Below are 15,541 nucleotides of genomic sequence, written 5' to 3' on the forward strand. Positions count from 1 at the left end.
CTCCACCTGCGCGCTCGACCCGCGTACGCCCGAGGTAGCGCCCGGCCCGCCGGCCGTACGACCCGGGTCGTACGGCGGGTCACCGGCCGGGCGTGACCAGGCCGCTCTCGTACGCCAGCACGACCGCCTGGACCCGGTCGCGCAGGTGCAGCTTCGCCAGGATCCGCCCGACGTGGGTCTTCACCGTGGCCTCGGCCACGTGCGCCTTGGCGGCGATCTCGGCGTTGGACAGGCCCTGCGCGACCAGCAGCAGCACCTCCCGCTCCCGCTCGGTGAGCTGGGCCAGCCGGGGGTCGGCGGTCGGGCCGGCGCCGAGCTGACCGGCGAAGCGGTCCAGCAGCCGCCGCGTGATCGACGGGGCGACCACCGAGTCGCCCCGCGCCACCACCCGGATCGCGTCCAGCAACTCCTCCGGCGGGACGTTCTTGAGCAGGAAGCCGCTGGCGCCGGCCTGTAGCGCGGCGAACGCGTCCGCCTCGGTGTCGAAGGTGGTCAGCACCAGCACCCGGGGCGGGCCCGACGGCCGGTCGGCGCAGAGCCGACGGGTCGCCTCCACCCCGTCCATGGTGGGCATCCGGATGTCCATCACCACCACGTCGGCCTCGGTGCGGGCCAGCACCCGCAGGGCGTCCGCGCCGTCGATGGCCTCCCCGACCACCTCCAGGTCGGGCTGGGAGCTCAGCACCATCCGGAACCCGGCGCGCACCAGCGCCTGGTCGTCCACGATCACCACCCGGACCGTCATGCCGCGATCACCTCCGCTGAGGGTTCCGACGGTAGCGGTAGCCGGACCTGGACCTGCCAACCCCCGGTCGGCTGGGCGCCGGCGGTGAGGCTGCCGTCGTACACCGCCACCCGCTCGCGCATGCCGAGCAGACCGTGACCGCCGGACGGCGCCGGGCTGACCACCGGGCGGCCCCGGCCGTCGTCGACGACCCGGACCACGACGGCCTCGGCGGTGTACGTCAGGGTGACGTCGACGGCGGCCCCGACGCCGGCGTGTTTGAGTGCGTTGGTCAGCGCCTCCTGCACCACGCGGTAGACGGTCAGTTCCAGGCCCGGAGGCAGGGCCGGCGGCTGACCGGTGCCGCCGTCGCGGATGCGCAGCCCGGCGTCGCGGAAGCGGGCCAGCAGGTCGGGCAGCTCGGCCAGGGCCAGCCGGCGGTGCTCCGGGTCGGCGGCCACCACCGACCCGCCCGCTCCGGACGGGCCCGCGTCGCGCAGGACCCCGACCAGCCGGCGCATCTCCTCCAGCGCCGAACGGCCGGTGTCGGCGACCACCTTCACGGCCGTGCGGGCCTGCTCGGGGTCACGGTCGAGCATGAACCGGGCCCCGTCCGCCTGGACGATCATCACCGCCATGCTGTGCGCCACCACGTCGTGCAACTCGCGGGCGATCCGGGTGCGCTCCTCGGCGACCGCCACCCGGGACTCGGCCTCCCGCTCGCGTTCCAGGGTGGCGGCCCGTTCCTCGAGGCTGAGCACGTAGAGGCGGCGGGTCCGCACGTTCAGCGCGACGAGCCAGACCGCGCCGGTGACCAGCGCGTACCACAGCGCGGTCACCCACCAGTCGATGACGCCGGGGGTCTGCGCGGCGGCGAGCAGCACGCCCACGGCGGCGACCGCGCCGGCCAGCACGCCGTCGCGCAGGCGCCTGCCGTACTTCACGACGCTGTAGAGCGCGATGAGGACGGCGACGTCGAAGGCGAGCGGACCCCACCGGGCGATCACCTGGACCAGGGCGAGCGCCGCCACGACGACGGTCACCGCGCCCGGGTGGGTGCGGCGGAACAGCAGCGCCACCGCCATGCCCACGCCGACGCCGGTGGCGGCCCAACCGCCGGGCTGGGCCACCGCCGAGGCGAGGCCGACGAACGCCACCACGGCGGGAACGGCCACGTCGAAGGCGACGCCGCGCAGGGGGCGGCCGAACAGCGTGCGTCTCACGGTCACCCAGCGTACGTGTCGTGGCTGGTGGCGGCCGGCCGGCAGCCGGTCAGGGCGGGGTCAGCTCGCGCAGGCGGGTGATCTCGATGGCCTGCTCGGTGGCGAGTGAGGTGGCCAGCTCGTTGAGGGTCGCATCGACGCCGACCGACAGCAGGTCGGTGGCCATGGTGACGGCGCCCTGGTGGTGGTCGGTCATCATCGCGATGAAGAGCCTGTCGAACTCGACGCCCCGGGCGGCGGTCAGCTGCCTCATCGCCTCGGGTGACTGCATTCCCCGCATGCCGGCGTGGTCGTGACCGGGCGCCGTCTCGGGCAGCCCGCGGGTGGCGAGCCAGCCGCGCAGGACCTTGATCTCCGGGCCCTGGCCGGCGCGGATCCGGTCGGCGTAGGCGCGGATCCGAGGATCGGCAGCCCGCTCCTGGGCCAGCGTGCTCATCTCCAGCGCCTGCTCGTGGTGCGGGATCATCATCTGGACGAAGACGGTGTCCAGGCCGTTGTAGCGGGGTGGGCTGTCGTCGCGCAGCTCCTGGGCGGACCGGGCGACGGCCGGCTCCCCCGGGCGGCCGGGCACGAGCACCGGCGGGGGTGGCGGACCGGTCGGGCTGGTCGTCGGTGACGGTGACGCCGAACCGCGTTCGGCGGCCGGACGGCCGGGGTCGCCGGCGGCGCGGACAGCCAGCACCGCCAGCACCACAATGATGGCCGCCGATATGACGACGGCCAGTAACCGAGCACGTCGGACGGTCATGCCACACCCCCCTCAGGTCGAGGTCGCAGCGATCCTATCCATTGACGAGTCGAGTTAGATGTGACCCAGGTCACATCGATGATCTCCGTGTCTCGGTAAGGTACCGACAACGTCATCCCCCCTTTCGAAGGGCGCCGCCGATGATCAAGTTGGCCACCGCACGGCTCCGACAACTCCGCATCGTCAGCCTGGCCGCAACGGGCCTGCTGCTGACCAGCGTCGCCGTGGCGACGCCGAGCAGCGCCCAGGAGGCAGCACCGGCCGCGGCACCACCGGCCGCCGCCGCCGACATCCCGGGCGTCGACGAGATCCGCAGCAGCCCCAACCTGCGGCAGATCGCCAACATCCCCAAGCAGGCGCCGTTCGACACGACGGCCGCGCTCAACAGCGACATGGCGTTCCAGGGCAGGTACGCCTTCGCCGGCAACTACAACGGGTTCGTCGTCTACGACATCTCCCGGCCCAGCGCCCCCAAGATCACCGCTCAGGTGTCCTGCCCGGGCTCGCAGAACGACATCTCCGTCTACGGTGACCTGCTCTTCGTCTCCACCGACTCGTCGCGCAGCGACGACTCGTGCGCGAGCGTCGCCCAGCCCGCCTCCGTGAAGGAGTCGTGGGAGGGCATCAAGGTCTTCGACATCAGCGACAAGGCCAACCCGCGCTACATCAAGTCCGTGGAGACCGCCTGCGGGTCGCACACCCACACGCTGGTACCGGGCAAGGACCGCAAGAACGTCTACCTGTACGTGTCGTCGTACAGCCCGCGGGCCGAGTTCCCCGACTGCCAGCCGCCGCACGACTCCATCTCCATCATCAAGGTGCCGGTGAAGAAGCCGACCCAGGCGGCCGTCATCTCGACGCCGAACCTCTTCCCGGACGGCGGTTTCCCGGGCAGCGAGACCGGCTCGGCGACCACCGGCTGCCACGACATCACCGCGTACCCGTCGAAGGACATCGCCGCCGGCGCCTGCATGGGTGACGGCATCCTGCTCGACATCAAGAACCGCGAAGCGCCCCGGGTGATCACCCAGGTCCGCGACACGGTCAACTTCGCCTTCTGGCACTCGGCCACCTTCAACAACGCCGGCACCAAGGTCGTCTTCACCGACGAGCTGGGCGGCGGCGGGGCGGCCACCTGCAACGAGACCGTCGGCCCCAACCGGGGGGCGGACGCCATCTACGACATCACCGGCCGCGGTGACGCTCGGACGCTGGCGTTCCGCAGCTACTACAAGATCCCCCGGACGAACGCCGAGACCGAGAACTGCGTGGCGCACAACGGCTCGCTGATCCCGGTGCTCGGGCGGGACATCATGGTGCAGGCGTGGTACCAGGGCGGCATCTCCGTCTGGGACTTCACCGACTCGCGCCACCCCAAGGAGATCGCGTACTGGGAGCGGGGCCCGCTGTCCGCCACCCAGGCCGTCACGGGCGGCGCCTGGTCGACGTACTACTACAACGGCAACATCTACTCCAACGACATCCAGAAGGGCCTGGACGTCCTGGAGCTGAACGACTGGCGGACCTGGACGGCCAACCTGACCCGGTTCCACGAGCTGAACGTGCAGACCCAGCCCGGTTACCTGAGCTGGTAGCACCGACCGCGCGACCCGGGCCCGGCCTCTCGTCGAGGGGCCGGGCCCGGCCACGTCAGCCGCGTGGATCAGGCCCCTGCCCGGCGGGCCGGCGCCCCGATCGGGGGCAGCCCGGTGGGGCCCGTCACCTGGGCGGGGGCGGCCGGCCGGGCCGGCGGGTGATGTGCCAACGTGGTCAGCTGTGAAGTCTGCCGCCGGCGCGCCGCCCGCCCCGCCCGAGCCGACCGCGCGCTGGCGCCCCCACCCGCTCGACCTGGTGGCGGTCGTCCTCGCGGTGGCCGGTGCGGCCTGCGCGCTGAGCGGGCTGCTGCCCCGCGCCGAGACCACGGCGACCCTGCACCGCATCCTGCCGCTGCTGCTCTTCCTCGGCACCGTGATCGTGCTGGCCGAGCTGACCGCCGTGGCCGGCGTCTTCGACGTGCTGGCCAGCCGGCTGGCCATCGCCGCCCGCGGCCGCTGGGCGGCGCTGTTCCTGCTCTGCGGTGGCCTCGCCACGGTGACCACCCTCGTGCTCAACCTCGACACCACCGCCGTGCTGCTCACCCCGGTGCTGCTGGCGCTGGCGCGCACCCTGCGGGTCCCGGCCGCGCCGCTCGCGGTCACCACGGTCTGGCTGGCGAACACCGCCAGCCTGCTGCTGCCGGTGTCCAACCTGACGAACCTGCTGGCCGCCGACCGGGTCGGCCTCACACCACTGGCGTACGCCGAGCGGATGGCGCTGCCGCAGCTCGCCGCCGTGGCGGTCACGATGGTGCTGCTCTGGTACGGCTGGTGGCGGCGCGAACGGCCGACCGGCGGACGCTTCGTCCCGCCGCAGCGGCACGTGCCGCCCGACCCGGTGCTGCACCGCACCGCGCTCGCCGGTTGCCTGCTCTTCGTCGCCGGCATCCTCGCCGGGGTGGAGATCGGGCTCGCCTCCAGCGTCGCGCTCGCGCTGGTGCTGGTGGGCTTCGTGGTCCGCTCCCCGGCGACGCTGCGCCCCGGGCTGGTGCCCGTACGGCTGCTGCTCTTCGTCGTCGGCCTGTTTTTGGTGGTGCAGACCCTCGGTCGGCACGGGCTGGACGACCTGGTGGCCGGCCTGGTCGGGGCCGACGGTGGGGCGGCCGGCGCGCTGCGTGCCGGCGGCACCGGGGCGCTGCTGGCCAACGCGGTGAACAACCTGCCGGCGTACCTGGCCGGTGAGTCGGTGCTGCCCGGCGCCGACCACACCCGCCTGCTGGCCCTGCTGATCGGCACGAACGTCGGCCCGCTGGCCGCGCCGTGGGCGTCGCTGGCCACCCTGCTGTGGTTCGAACGGTGTCGGGCGGCCGGTGTGGCGGTGCCGGTGAAGCGGTTCGTGCTGACCAGCACCCTGCTCGCCGTCGTGGGCACGCTCGCGGCGGTCGGCGCGCTGCTGCTGGTCAGCTGAGGACCGTCACCCGGCGGCCCGCTCCACCACGAACATGAAGCAGCCGTAGACCACGTTGCGGCTGTGCAGCTGGTGCACCTGCGGGTCGGCGAACAGCTCCGCGATCACCGCCTCCGGGTCCGTGCCGTCATGCAGCCGGCCGCCGCAGATCCGTCCCTGCCGGTCGTACGCCCGCAGGACCTGGGGACGTGCCCGCCAGGCCGACGGATGGCCGCCGCCGTGATCCGGACCGGAGCAGGCGGCGGCGTGCGCGAAGATCGGCCCGATCTCCCGGTATGCGACGGCGGCGATCGGCGGGGCGTAGCCGAAGAGCAGCAGCGCCTCCCCCGCCTCGGCGTCGCGCAGGCAACAGCGCAGCGGCTCCCCGCCGCCGGCCAGGCGCCCTTCGACGAGATGGCCGGCGGCGTCGCGGCCGGTCCGACGGACGAGGTCGAGCGCCGCGGCCGGCACGGCCTGGACGCGGAAGGTGGTGGTGGTGGTCATGCGTCCAGCCTGGCCCGGCGGCGGCGCGGGTGCTGGCGGCGATCGGACCTGGCGCTGGGGACGGTCCGGGCTCCGGCCGCCGACGCGCCGCCGTCGGGACGGCAGCGCGACCGTCAGGCGCGGTAGACGGCGAGCTGAAGCTCGGTGACGCCCTGCTCCGGGGAGTCCTGGCAATAGTCCAGGTACACCTCACGGGCGAATCCGTCGGTGCGGTAGCCGTTCTCCTCGATCCACCGGGCAAGCACCTCGACGCTCTGCTCGACGTCGTCCATGGCGCCGTGATGGACGATCGTCGCGGCCGTGCCCACCGCGGGCAGATCACGTACCGCCAGGTCAGGACCTGCCGACACGCCGGCGCCGACGGTCACCCCAGCGTGCACGACGACCGCGTCGCCGTCGTCGTCGCCGGCGGGTTCGTACCAGGCGATGGCCGGGCCCGTCGGCGTGATCCCGGCCTCGGCCAGCCGGCGGAACAGCTCCGGGTAGAGCGGCTGGATCACCGGACCGATGTCCTGGCTCTCATAACTGGGCGCGACGGCGGTCAGCTCCGCGAGGCGAACCGGCGCGATGTCCTTGAGGACGACATCCTGGGCGGTCATCCGACCCTCCGACTCGATCATCCGGAGCCTCGCCTCGACGGCCGCGAGCCGGGCGGTGTCGGCGGCCAGTTGCGCCGTCAGCTGGCCGCGACGCAACCGCAGCATGCCTCGCAGCTCGGCCACGTCGACGGCGTCGTCCAGGATCGCCCGCACCTGCTCCAGGGTGAGACCCAGGTCCTTGAGGGCGAGCACCCGGTTGAGCCGACGCAGCTGGTCCGCCCGGTAGAAGCGGTAGCCGGTGTGCGCGTCGACGCTGGCCGGGCGGAGCAGGCCGATGCTGTCGTAGTGGCGCAGCATCCGCACCGACACGCGGCCCAGTCGGGCGAAGTCTCCGATGGTGAACATGGTCCCCTCACGCTCGTCCCTGACACGGTGTCAGAGTCAAGCGTCGGGTGGGGTGCTCAGCCGACGGGTGAGCGGCGGGGCGGGCGGGGCCCGACCAGTCGGCGGACCATCGGCGCGGCGTTCCACCTCGCCGCCCCGACCAGGTCGCGGGCGTGCTCCAGGACGGTGTAGTCGGGCCGGTTCATCCCGTCGGCGATGGCCCGGTCCAGGTCGTTGCCGCAGCGGCTGAGCACGCTGTCGAAGTCACGGCGGACCGGTTCCAGCAGGTCGTAGCCGAACGACCGGTGCATCCGCGCGAACAGCGGCTTGTAGAGCCGGACCCGCTCGTGCAGCCCGGAGGAGTACGACATGGGGTTCTTCGGCCGCCGCAGGACGTAGTCGGGCAGCACGTCGGCGAACGCCCGCCGCACGATCCACTTCTCCTGGCCGTCGCGCACCTTCAGGTCCAGGGGCAGACGCATCGCCAACTCCACCACGCTGAGGTCGAGGAACGGCACCCGTGCCTCCACCGCGTGCCCCATGGCGGTCCGGTCGACCCGCTGCAACTCGGTACGGCACAGGTTACGGATGCGGTGCAGGAAGAGCCGACGCGACGCGATCGGGTCGACCTGGTGGTACATCGGGTACCCGCCGAACAGCTCGTCGGAGCCGTCGCCGGTGAGCACCACCTTCACGCCGAGGTCGCGCAGCCGCCGGAAGATCGGCACCGAGACGACGGCATTGATGATGTCGCCGTACTCGGTCAGCTCGGAGATCCGGATGGCCTCGCGGACGTCGGCCAGCCGGATGTCGCGTGGGCGCAGCTCGACCACCACGTGCGGCACGTCGAGGTCGGCGGCGAGCCGCCGGGCGTACGCCACGTCGGGGCTGTCCGGCACGCCGACCGTCACCGCCACGCAGTCCGGGTGGATGTCCCGCACCTGCCGCAGCGTCAACGAGCTGTCCAGCCCGCCGGAGAGCACCACCCCGACGGTCAGATCGGTCTCCACCCGCATCCGGATGGCGTCGGTCAGGGCAGCCCGGACGAGCAGGGTGGCCTCGTCCGGGTCGTCGATGACCGGCAGACCCGCGCCGATGGTGAGCAGGTCGACGTACGGGCGCAGCCGCACGGGCCCGTCCGGCTCGGCCCAGCCGTGGTGTCCGGGCGGCACCTCGGCGACCGGGGCGTGGTGCCCGACGAGCGCCTTCACCTCGGAGGCGAGGTGCAGGCAGCCGGGTCGCCGGGACCAGTACAGCGGTTTCACCCCGAGCGGGTCGCGGGCCAGGTACGCCCGACCGCTGGCGCGTTCGACGACCGCGAAGGCGTACTCGCCGCGCAGCCGCGTCACCGCGGATTCGCCCCACTGTTGGAACGCGGCCAGCAGCACCTCGGTGTCGCTGTCGGTGCGGAACACCTGCCCGAGCCTGGTGAGCTGCGCGCGCAACTCCCGGTGGTTGAAGATCTCGCCGTTGAAGCAGAGCAGCCAGCGCTCGTCGGTCGACGTCCAGGGCTGCACGGCCCGGTCACGGTCGACGACGCGCAGTCGGCGGGTGCCGGCGAGCAGCCCGCGTTCCAAGCGGGTCTCGGTGACCTCGCCGCGCGGGGCGAGGACGGCGAGCATCCGCCGGAAGGTCGCGGGGTCGGCCTCGGGGCCGAGGCTCAACGCGATGCCACACACGGGCTCAGACCCCCATCTCGGCCTCGTACGCCCGGCGCAGACGACGCCGGGCGGAGGGTGCGAGACACAGGTGCCAGGCCTGTCCCTCGTCGATCACGTTCAGCTCGCCGGCGTCCTGGCGGGCCAACAGCAGCTCCGCGAGGGTGTCGCGTGCGCCGAACCGCTCGAACCAGGCCAGCTCGACGTCGGCCGAGTAGCCGAGGCAGTGCCCGCTGGGCAGCATGGCGGCGTAGCCCAGGCGACGCAGCCGGTACTGGTGCTCGGTGCTGCGCACGAGGCTGGTCACCCACAGCGGCGGGGTGGCCGGCGGCGTGACGGCGGCGAACTCCCGGCCGAGTTCGTTGAGCAGGGCCACCACCTCCCGGCGGGCCCGACGGAACAGCAGCCCGGCGGTGCGCGGGCTCGCGTCGGGTAGCAGTCGCCGACGCAGTCCGCGCGCGGCGCGGCCCAGGACGGTGGTGGGCTGCTCCTGGTACCGGAAGCGCAGCAGGTCCCGGCGGCGCAACCACTCCAGGTCGACAAGGTCGGCGCTGCCGTTGACCTGGTCGTCGGTGACGAAGATCGGGGCGTCCTGCCACCACAGCACGTCGATGCGGGAGAGCAGGTAGATCCGGACCAGCGCGGTGAGGTCCCGCGCCGAGGTGCGTTCGTTCGGCTGGTAGCGGGCCATCTCCAGCAGCAACGTCTCACGCGCGCCGAGCAGACCCTGCGGGGTCGCGTCGAGCACGGCCGCCAGGGCCGGCTCGCGCAGCCGCTCGTCGATGAGCACCTGGCGGGCCCGGGTGCTGGTGGCGTCGGCCAGGGCGCCCACCTCGACCAGCAGGTCGGCCACCGCCGCCCGGTAGGCGGCGAGGTCGGGCGCGGCGGCGGGCAGCCGGCGGGCGGCGGCGCTGGGTGGCCGGCGGCGGGCGGGGGCGGCGGGCGACGCGGGCGGTCCGGGCTGCTGCCCCGGACTACGGCTGGGCACTCGCATGACGGGGTCCCTTCTCCGGCCACGGCGCTGGGTAAATCACCCTGAAACACACCGTAATCATCGGGACCGGCAGAGACCGAACAATCCTCCGATTTACCCCTGAACGGACGCGACCACCATCGCAGGCCGGCGGGGCCCGTCAGTCGCCCGGCACCAGGTCCTGCACCTCGGCGTACGACGGCAGTCCCGGCGGTGCGGTGAGCCCTCCGGCGCGGACGGCGTCGGCGGCGGTGACCGCGGCACCCAGCGCGGCCCGGAACAGCAGGGAGCCGGTGCTGACCCGGGCCACGCCGGCCCGGCCAAGCTCGATCAGTCCGGGCCCGCCCGGCTGGTACAGCGCGTTGACCGGTGCTTCGAGCCGCTCGGTGAGCAGGCGCAGCGTCGCCTCGTCGACGACGCCCGGCACGAAGATGCCGTCCGCGCCGGCCGCCCGGTAGGCGCGAGCGCGGGCGAGGGCCTGCGGCAGCGGGTCGGCCACGTTCAGCCACCACGGGTCGGTACGCGCGTTCACGAAAAGGTCCGGCACCGCCGCCTTCACCGCCGCGATCTTCTCCGCCACGCACTCGGAATCGGCAAGCGTGCCGCCGGAGCGCCCGTCCTCCAGGTTGATCCCGACCACACCGAGGCCGGCCAACTCCGCCACGTACCCGGCGACCTGGGCCGGGTCGTCGCTGAACCCGGCCTCCACGTCGACGCTGAGCAGCACCGGCGACCGGGCCAGCCGGCGAGCCAGGGCCAGGGTCTCCTCGGCGGTGGCCGCCACGCCGTCGGGAAGGCCCGCGGTCGCGGCGACCCCGAGGCTGGTGGTGCCGACAGCCGGATGGCCACGCGCGGCGAGCGCCGCCGCCGAAGCGTGGTCCCAGGCGTTGGGCAACAGCAGGGGACGGCCGGTGTGGTGCAGGGCATGGAACGCGGCGCGGCGCTCGATCATCGGACGCTCACCTCCACGGTGGTCGGGACGCGCAGGGTCGGGTGCGGCTCGTGGCGCAGCGGAGTCGGGGTGCGCCGGTAGCGTTCCCGCAGCACGTCGAGCACCCCGCCGGCCAGCGCGAGGGCATGCCGGTCACCAGGGCAGCCGCGCTCCCCCGCGCCGAAGGTGAGCAGACCGGCGCCCGGCCGGCCGGGTCGGAACGTCTCCGGCTCGGCGAACGCCCGCGGGTCACGGTTGGCCGCGTCGAAGCGCAGCAGCACCGCGCTGCCGGCCGGCAGGTCGCGTCCGCCCAGTCGTACCGCGTCGACGGTGACCCGTCGGGTGGCCCGGACCGGGGGGTCGAGGCGCAGCACCTCGGTCAGCAGGTCGGCGGTCCTCGCCGTGATCGGGACGGCCGGGCTCAGCAGGTGGTGGGCGGCGGCGCCGATCAATCCGGCGGTCGCGTCGCACGCCTGGACCAGCAGACCGATGAGGTTCGCCCGTACCTCCAGCGGGGCCGGCGGGCAGATCGCCAGCAGCGCCGCCACCGCTCGGTCGGCCCGCTCGGCCAGCGCCGGATCAACCCCCGGGTGGTACGCCGCGGCGACGACCGCGACCGCCGTCCCGGCGGCTGCCGGATCGACGAGACCGAGCTGGTCGGCCAGCACCCGCAGTGGCACCGGCCGGGCCAGTTCACGCATCACGTCAAGGTGGTCACCCGCCCGGTCGAGGAGGGCGACGGTCAGCCGGGCCGCCTCGTGCCGCAGCTCGTCCGGGTTCAGCTCGGCCAGCGCGGTCACCCCGATCGCGCGGCGCTCGGCGTGCCGCTGAGGCGGGCTGAACCTGCTCACCGAGGCGCGCAGCCAGGCGAGCGTGCCGGGCGGACCGCTGTCGACGGCTGGCACCCGGAACGCCGGGTCGGTCAGCGCCGCCCAAATGTCGGCGTGCCGGGTCACCCACCACCCCTTGCCCGGCTCGAAGGCGGGCGGGCCGCACGCCGGCGTTCCCGCAACGGGCGCGATGTCAGGCCAGATGTCGATCACCGCCCGACCGTAGAGCCCGAACCGTTCGCTCCCCACCGAACCGTCCCGCACCGCGCCCCACCGAACAGAATCGTGCGTGATCCGGGATGTCGTGCCGCGCCGGAGCGCGGCGGCCGGCGGGTCAGGCTCGGCCGCTGGACGGCGCCGGGGGCGTGCCGGGAACGAGGGTGCTGACGGGCACGCCCAGGCTCTCGGCCAGGGCTGCGCGGCCGATCGGGGTGAGGCGTACCGCCCGGCCGGCGCCCTGGGTGATCCAGCCCAGATCGGAGAACTGGCGGCGGAGTGCCGCGCCGAGCGCTCCGGCGAGGTGCGGCCGACGCTCCGTCCAGTCCAGGCAGTCGCGGACCACCGGTCGGCGAGTGGCGCGCAGCACGTCCACCGGTACGCCCAACTCGGTCACCCAGGCCCACCCGTCACGCGTCAGCGCCAACCCACTGGACCGGTCCAGCCGGCCGGCGGCCAGCAGTGCGTCGTACACCAGCACGCCCAGCCGCCCGGCGAGGTGGTCGTAGCAGGTCCGGGCGTACGCCAGGGCGGCGGTGGCACGCGCCGCGCGCAGGGACGTGGTCGGCGCGGGCGGGGTCGGCGCGTGCCCGGCAAGGTCCTCGATCAGCTGGGCCGCCGACGGCCCGGCCAGGCGCAGGTAGCGGTGCCGGCCCTGCCGTTCCTCGACGAGCAGCCCACCCCGGACCAGGCGGGTGAGGTGGTCGCTGGCTGTCGACGGGGCGACGCCGGCACGTCGGGCCAGCTCGCCGGCGGTCCAGGCCCGGCCGTCGAGCAGCGCCACGCAGATGCCCGCGCGGGTGCCGTCGGCCAACAGGGCGGCCAGCTCGGCCATTCCCCGGCCGTCGGTGCCAGTACTCATCGACCCAGTCTAGGGAGACGCCACCGCAGACTCTTTACAACGTTGTATCCAACGTTGTAAGAACGGAGGGCACACCGCCCACTCCCCCGAGGCAGGTCCACATGCGACATCTCCGCCGCGGCGGCGCGCTCGCCGCCGTGCTCGGTCTGCTCCTGGCCGTGTCCCCGTCCACGTCGGCCGCCGGATCCGACGGCCCGTCCCGCTACCGCAATCCGATCTCCGCCGACGTCGGCGACACCTTCGCCGACCCCGTGATCGTCCGCGGCGACGACGGCTTCTGGTACGCCTACGGCACCACCGACCCGTTGCGCGAGGGCGAGGGCGTCTTCCACCGGGTGCCCACCGCCCGCTCGGCCGACCTGGTCGACTGGACGTACGTCGGTGACGCGTTCGGCCCCGACCAGCGCCCGCCCTACGCGGCGCCCGGCGCGGCGTACTGGGCGCCGGACGTCCGCCGCCTCGGCGACCGCTGGGTCATGTACGTGACGGTCACCGACACCACCGTCTCCGCCGAGGGCAGCGACTACGCGATCGGGGCGGCCACCGCCCCCACCCCCGCCGGGCCGTGGACGTTCGCCGACCAGCCCGTCGTCGCCCCGCGTCCCGGCGGCGGTGGCGGCTGGCTGTGGACCATCGACCCGAGCCAGTTCACCGACGTCGACGGCCGCAGCTACCTCTACCACGGCAGCTACTACGGCGGCATCTCGGTCACCGAACTCAGCCCGGACGGCCTGCGCGCGGTCGGCGCACCGACGCTGGTGGCGATCGACAACAAGTTCGAGGGCAGTTACGTGCTGCGCCACGACGGCTGGTACTACCTGTTCGCGTCCACCGCGAACTGCTGCGCCGGCCCGGCCACCGGCTACTCCGTCCAGGTCGGACGCGCACGCAGCCCGCGCGGCCCGTTCACCGACCGCGACGGCGTCGCCCTGACCGCGTCCCGGGCCGGTGGCACGCCGGTGCTCACCCAGAACGGCAACCGCTGGATCGGCACCGGGCACAACGGGTTCCTCACCGACCTGTCCGGCCAGGACTGGATCGTCTACCACGCCATCGACCGGGCCGACCCGTACCTCGACGAGCCCTTCGGCATCAACGAGCGCCCCATGCTGCTCGACCGGCTGGACTGGATCGACGGCTGGCCGACGGTCAACGCCGGCGCGGGCCCGTCCGAGGGCACCCGACCCGCACCGGTCACCACCGGCCGCGTCGACGAACGCTTCGACACCGCGAGCCTCGCCGGCTGGCAGCGCGCCGGCCAGTGGCGGGTCACCGACGGCCGGCTCAGCGGCAGCGGCGCGCTCACCAGCCGTACCACAGTCGGCGGGGACGTGCGCGCGGAGGCCGACCTGCGGCTCACCGGCGCGACCAGCGCCGGAGTCACCCTCGGCGATCGGGTCGAGGTCCGGGTGGACGCCGCCGCCGGCCGGCTGGTCGCCCGCGACGGCCGCCGCCAGGCCAGCGCGCCGCTGCCCGCCGGGCTCGACCTGGGCGATCGACACAACCTGGCCATCGAGGTACGCGGACAGCAGCTCACGGCCGAGCTGAGCCCCGCCCGCCTCGGTGACCAGCTCGCCGTGGTGTCCCTGCGGCTGGACCGCCCGATCGCCGGCCGACCCGGGCTGACGGCCACCGGCGGCACGGCCGAGTTCGACAACGTCAGCGTGGCGCGGCTGTACCAGCCGGCCAGGCGGGCCGTGCCCGAGCCCCGGGTCGGTGCGCCGCTGCCGGCGTACTCCGACGAGTTCGGCGGCGGGCTCGACGGCGACTGGCAGTGGGTACGCGCGGACCCGGCGGCCACCGTCGCCGACGGGGCGCTGCGCTGGCCCGTGCAGGCCGCCGACCTGACCGGCACCGGCAACACGGCCGGCGTGCTGCTGCGCGACGCTCCGCGGGGTGACTACGTCGTCGAGACGAAGGTGACGCTGGACCTGGGCGAGGAGACGGTCCGCAACTACCAGCAGGCCGGCCTGGTCGCCTACGTCGACGACGACCGGTTCGCCCGGCTGACCCAGGTGGCGATCTGGAACACCCGGCAGGTCGAGTACGGCTACGAGCTGCCCTTCGCCGGCCAGCCGGTGTACGGCGGCAGCATCGTCGGCACACCGGCCACCACCACCTGGCTACGCCTCGCACACCACGTCGACCGGGCCACCGGGGAGCACGAGTTCCGGGCCGGCTCCAGCTCAGACGGGCGTACCTGGACGTGGGGCGCGGTGTGGACGTTCCCGGCCGACACCACCCCACGGATCGGGCTGGTCGCGCACGGCGGCGCCGAGCCGGCCGTCACCGCCGAATTCGACTACCTGCGCTTCTACCGCTGACGCAACGGCCTGGTCGGCCGCACGCGGGAGCGCCGCGGCGATCGGTGGCAGTTCAGCAGTGCGACCCTCGGCGTGTCGGACTGCTCAGCTGCCACCGATCGCGCAAGGAGCCCTTCAACAGCGCCGGCGACGTCATGGGAGCGGGGTCACCGTCCGGTCCGTACCGTCGTAGCTGCGGGCGGCGACGAACGCGCCCGTCGGGCGCTGCCCACCGGTCACGGCGCGGGCCATCCGCAGGTCCGCGTCGCGGAACCGCAGCGCCAGGCTGAGGTGCGGCACCCACGCTCCCGGGGCGTGCCAGGGACGGTGCCCGTCGGCCTGGTCGAGGACGTCCCAGACGGCGGCGTGCAGCGCGGTCAACGCCGGCGTGGGCCGTACGAGCCAGACCAGCGGGGCGCTGCCGTCGAGGACGACGACCCGGTCGAGCGTCACCGGCACCGGCAGCGCGGCGTCGAACAACTCGGCCAGGCGGTGCTCGACACCGGGCGGGAACTCGTCCACGGCGGCCATGGTCAGATGCGGCCGGTTCGTCGGATGGATGTTGCGGGCCAGGCTGGGCAACCCGGCGGCCGCCAACCGCACCCAGACCGTCCGGATCGCGGCGTCCAACCCGGGCGAGCAGACCAATTCCACCGTACGCACG

The 15,541-nt window shown here is 73.8% G+C and carries 14 protein-coding genes; 3 read left to right on the forward strand and 11 right to left on the reverse strand.

Annotation, left to right across the window (positions count from 1 at the left end):
• Positions 1-79: 79 nt before the first annotated feature.
• Genes ABZT87_RS19680 through ABZT87_RS19690 form a run of 3 tightly spaced genes read right to left on the reverse strand, consistent with a single transcriptional unit; the run spans position 80 to position 2,695 of the window.
• Positions 80-745, reverse strand: a complete 666-nt coding sequence (locus ABZT87_RS19680) for a response regulator transcription factor (protein WP_354858927.1) — start codon at positions 743-745, stop codon at positions 80-82.
• Positions 742-1,953: a histidine kinase gene (locus ABZT87_RS19685; protein ID WP_355137174.1), complete on the reverse strand. Its 1,212-nt coding sequence runs from the start codon at positions 1,951-1,953 to the stop codon at positions 742-744. Before ABZT87_RS19685 ends, ABZT87_RS19680 begins: the two co-directional genes overlap by 4 nt.
• A 43-nt stretch (positions 1,954-1,996) precedes the next feature.
• The gene (locus tag ABZT87_RS19690; RefSeq protein WP_355137176.1) at positions 1,997-2,695 is read right to left on the reverse strand and encodes a DUF305 domain-containing protein; all 699 of its coding nucleotides are present in this window, start codon (positions 2,693-2,695) and stop codon (positions 1,997-1,999) included.
• A 140-nt stretch (positions 2,696-2,835) separates the two neighbouring features.
• Here ABZT87_RS19690 and ABZT87_RS19695 point away from each other — a divergent pair, with 140 nt between their 5' ends.
• Both ABZT87_RS19695 and ABZT87_RS19700 read left to right on the forward strand, forming a co-directional pair.
• Positions 2,836-4,290 carry a hypothetical protein gene (locus tag ABZT87_RS19695; RefSeq protein ID WP_355137178.1) on the forward strand — a complete coding sequence of 485 codons (1,455 nt, stop codon included), beginning with the start codon at positions 2,836-2,838 and terminating at the stop codon, positions 4,288-4,290.
• A gap of 181 nt (positions 4,291-4,471) precedes the next feature.
• On the forward strand, positions 4,472-5,698 hold the full coding sequence (locus tag ABZT87_RS19700) for an SLC13 family permease (RefSeq protein ID WP_355137180.1): 1,227 nt from the start codon (positions 4,472-4,474) through the stop codon (positions 5,696-5,698).
• Positions 5,699-5,704: 6 nt separating this feature from the next.
• Here ABZT87_RS19700 and ABZT87_RS19705 read toward each other — a convergent pair whose 3' ends face one another.
• The 7 genes from ABZT87_RS19705 to ABZT87_RS19735 form a co-directional block, all read right to left on the reverse strand.
• Positions 5,705-6,181 (reverse strand): DUF1203 domain-containing protein, encoded by a 477-nt coding sequence (locus ABZT87_RS19705; protein WP_355137182.1) that lies wholly within the window; start codon positions 6,179-6,181, stop codon positions 5,705-5,707.
• 113 nt (positions 6,182-6,294) lie between these two features.
• Entirely contained in the window at positions 6,295-7,125 is an 831-nt protein-coding gene (locus ABZT87_RS19710; protein ID WP_355137184.1) for a MerR family transcriptional regulator, read from the reverse strand.
• Between the two features lie 56 nt (positions 7,126-7,181).
• A complete protein-coding gene (locus ABZT87_RS19715; RefSeq protein WP_355137186.1) occupies positions 7,182-8,783 on the reverse strand; it encodes an asparagine synthase-related protein in 1,602 nt (533 codons plus the stop codon).
• Positions 8,784-8,787: 4 nt separating this feature from the next.
• Positions 8,788-9,756 (reverse strand): hypothetical protein, encoded by a 969-nt coding sequence (locus tag ABZT87_RS19720; RefSeq protein WP_355137188.1) that lies wholly within the window; start codon positions 9,754-9,756, stop codon positions 8,788-8,790.
• Positions 9,757-9,895: 139 nt separating this feature from the next.
• Complete coding sequence (locus ABZT87_RS19725) at positions 9,896-10,687, reverse strand: isocitrate lyase/phosphoenolpyruvate mutase family protein (RefSeq protein WP_355137190.1); 792 nt, start codon at positions 10,685-10,687, stop codon at positions 9,896-9,898.
• Positions 10,684-11,709: a cytochrome P450 gene (locus ABZT87_RS19730; RefSeq protein WP_355137192.1), complete on the reverse strand. Its 1,026-nt coding sequence runs from the start codon at positions 11,707-11,709 to the stop codon at positions 10,684-10,686. Before ABZT87_RS19730 ends, ABZT87_RS19725 begins: the two co-directional genes overlap by 4 nt.
• A gap of 121 nt (positions 11,710-11,830) precedes the next feature.
• Positions 11,831-12,574, reverse strand: coding sequence for a winged helix-turn-helix domain-containing protein (locus ABZT87_RS19735; RefSeq protein WP_355137194.1), 744 nt, complete (start codon positions 12,572-12,574; stop codon positions 11,831-11,833).
• Between the two features lie 101 nt (positions 12,575-12,675).
• Between ABZT87_RS19735 and ABZT87_RS19740 the strand changes: the two genes are divergently transcribed.
• Entirely contained in the window at positions 12,676-14,898 is a 2,223-nt protein-coding gene (locus ABZT87_RS19740) for a family 43 glycosylhydrolase (RefSeq protein ID WP_355137196.1), read from the forward strand.
• 132 nt (positions 14,899-15,030) lie between these two features.
• Here the strand turns inward: ABZT87_RS19740 and ABZT87_RS19745 are convergent, their stop codons facing one another.
• The gene (locus ABZT87_RS19745) at positions 15,031-15,540 is read right to left on the reverse strand and encodes a 2'-5' RNA ligase family protein (RefSeq protein WP_355137198.1); all 510 of its coding nucleotides are present in this window, start codon (positions 15,538-15,540) and stop codon (positions 15,031-15,033) included.
• Between the last annotated feature and the right edge of the window lies 1 nt (position 15,541).

This window comes from Micromonospora sp. NPDC005237, assembly GCF_040607775.1.
Classification (GTDB): Bacteria; Actinomycetota; Actinomycetes; order Mycobacteriales; family Micromonosporaceae; genus Micromonospora.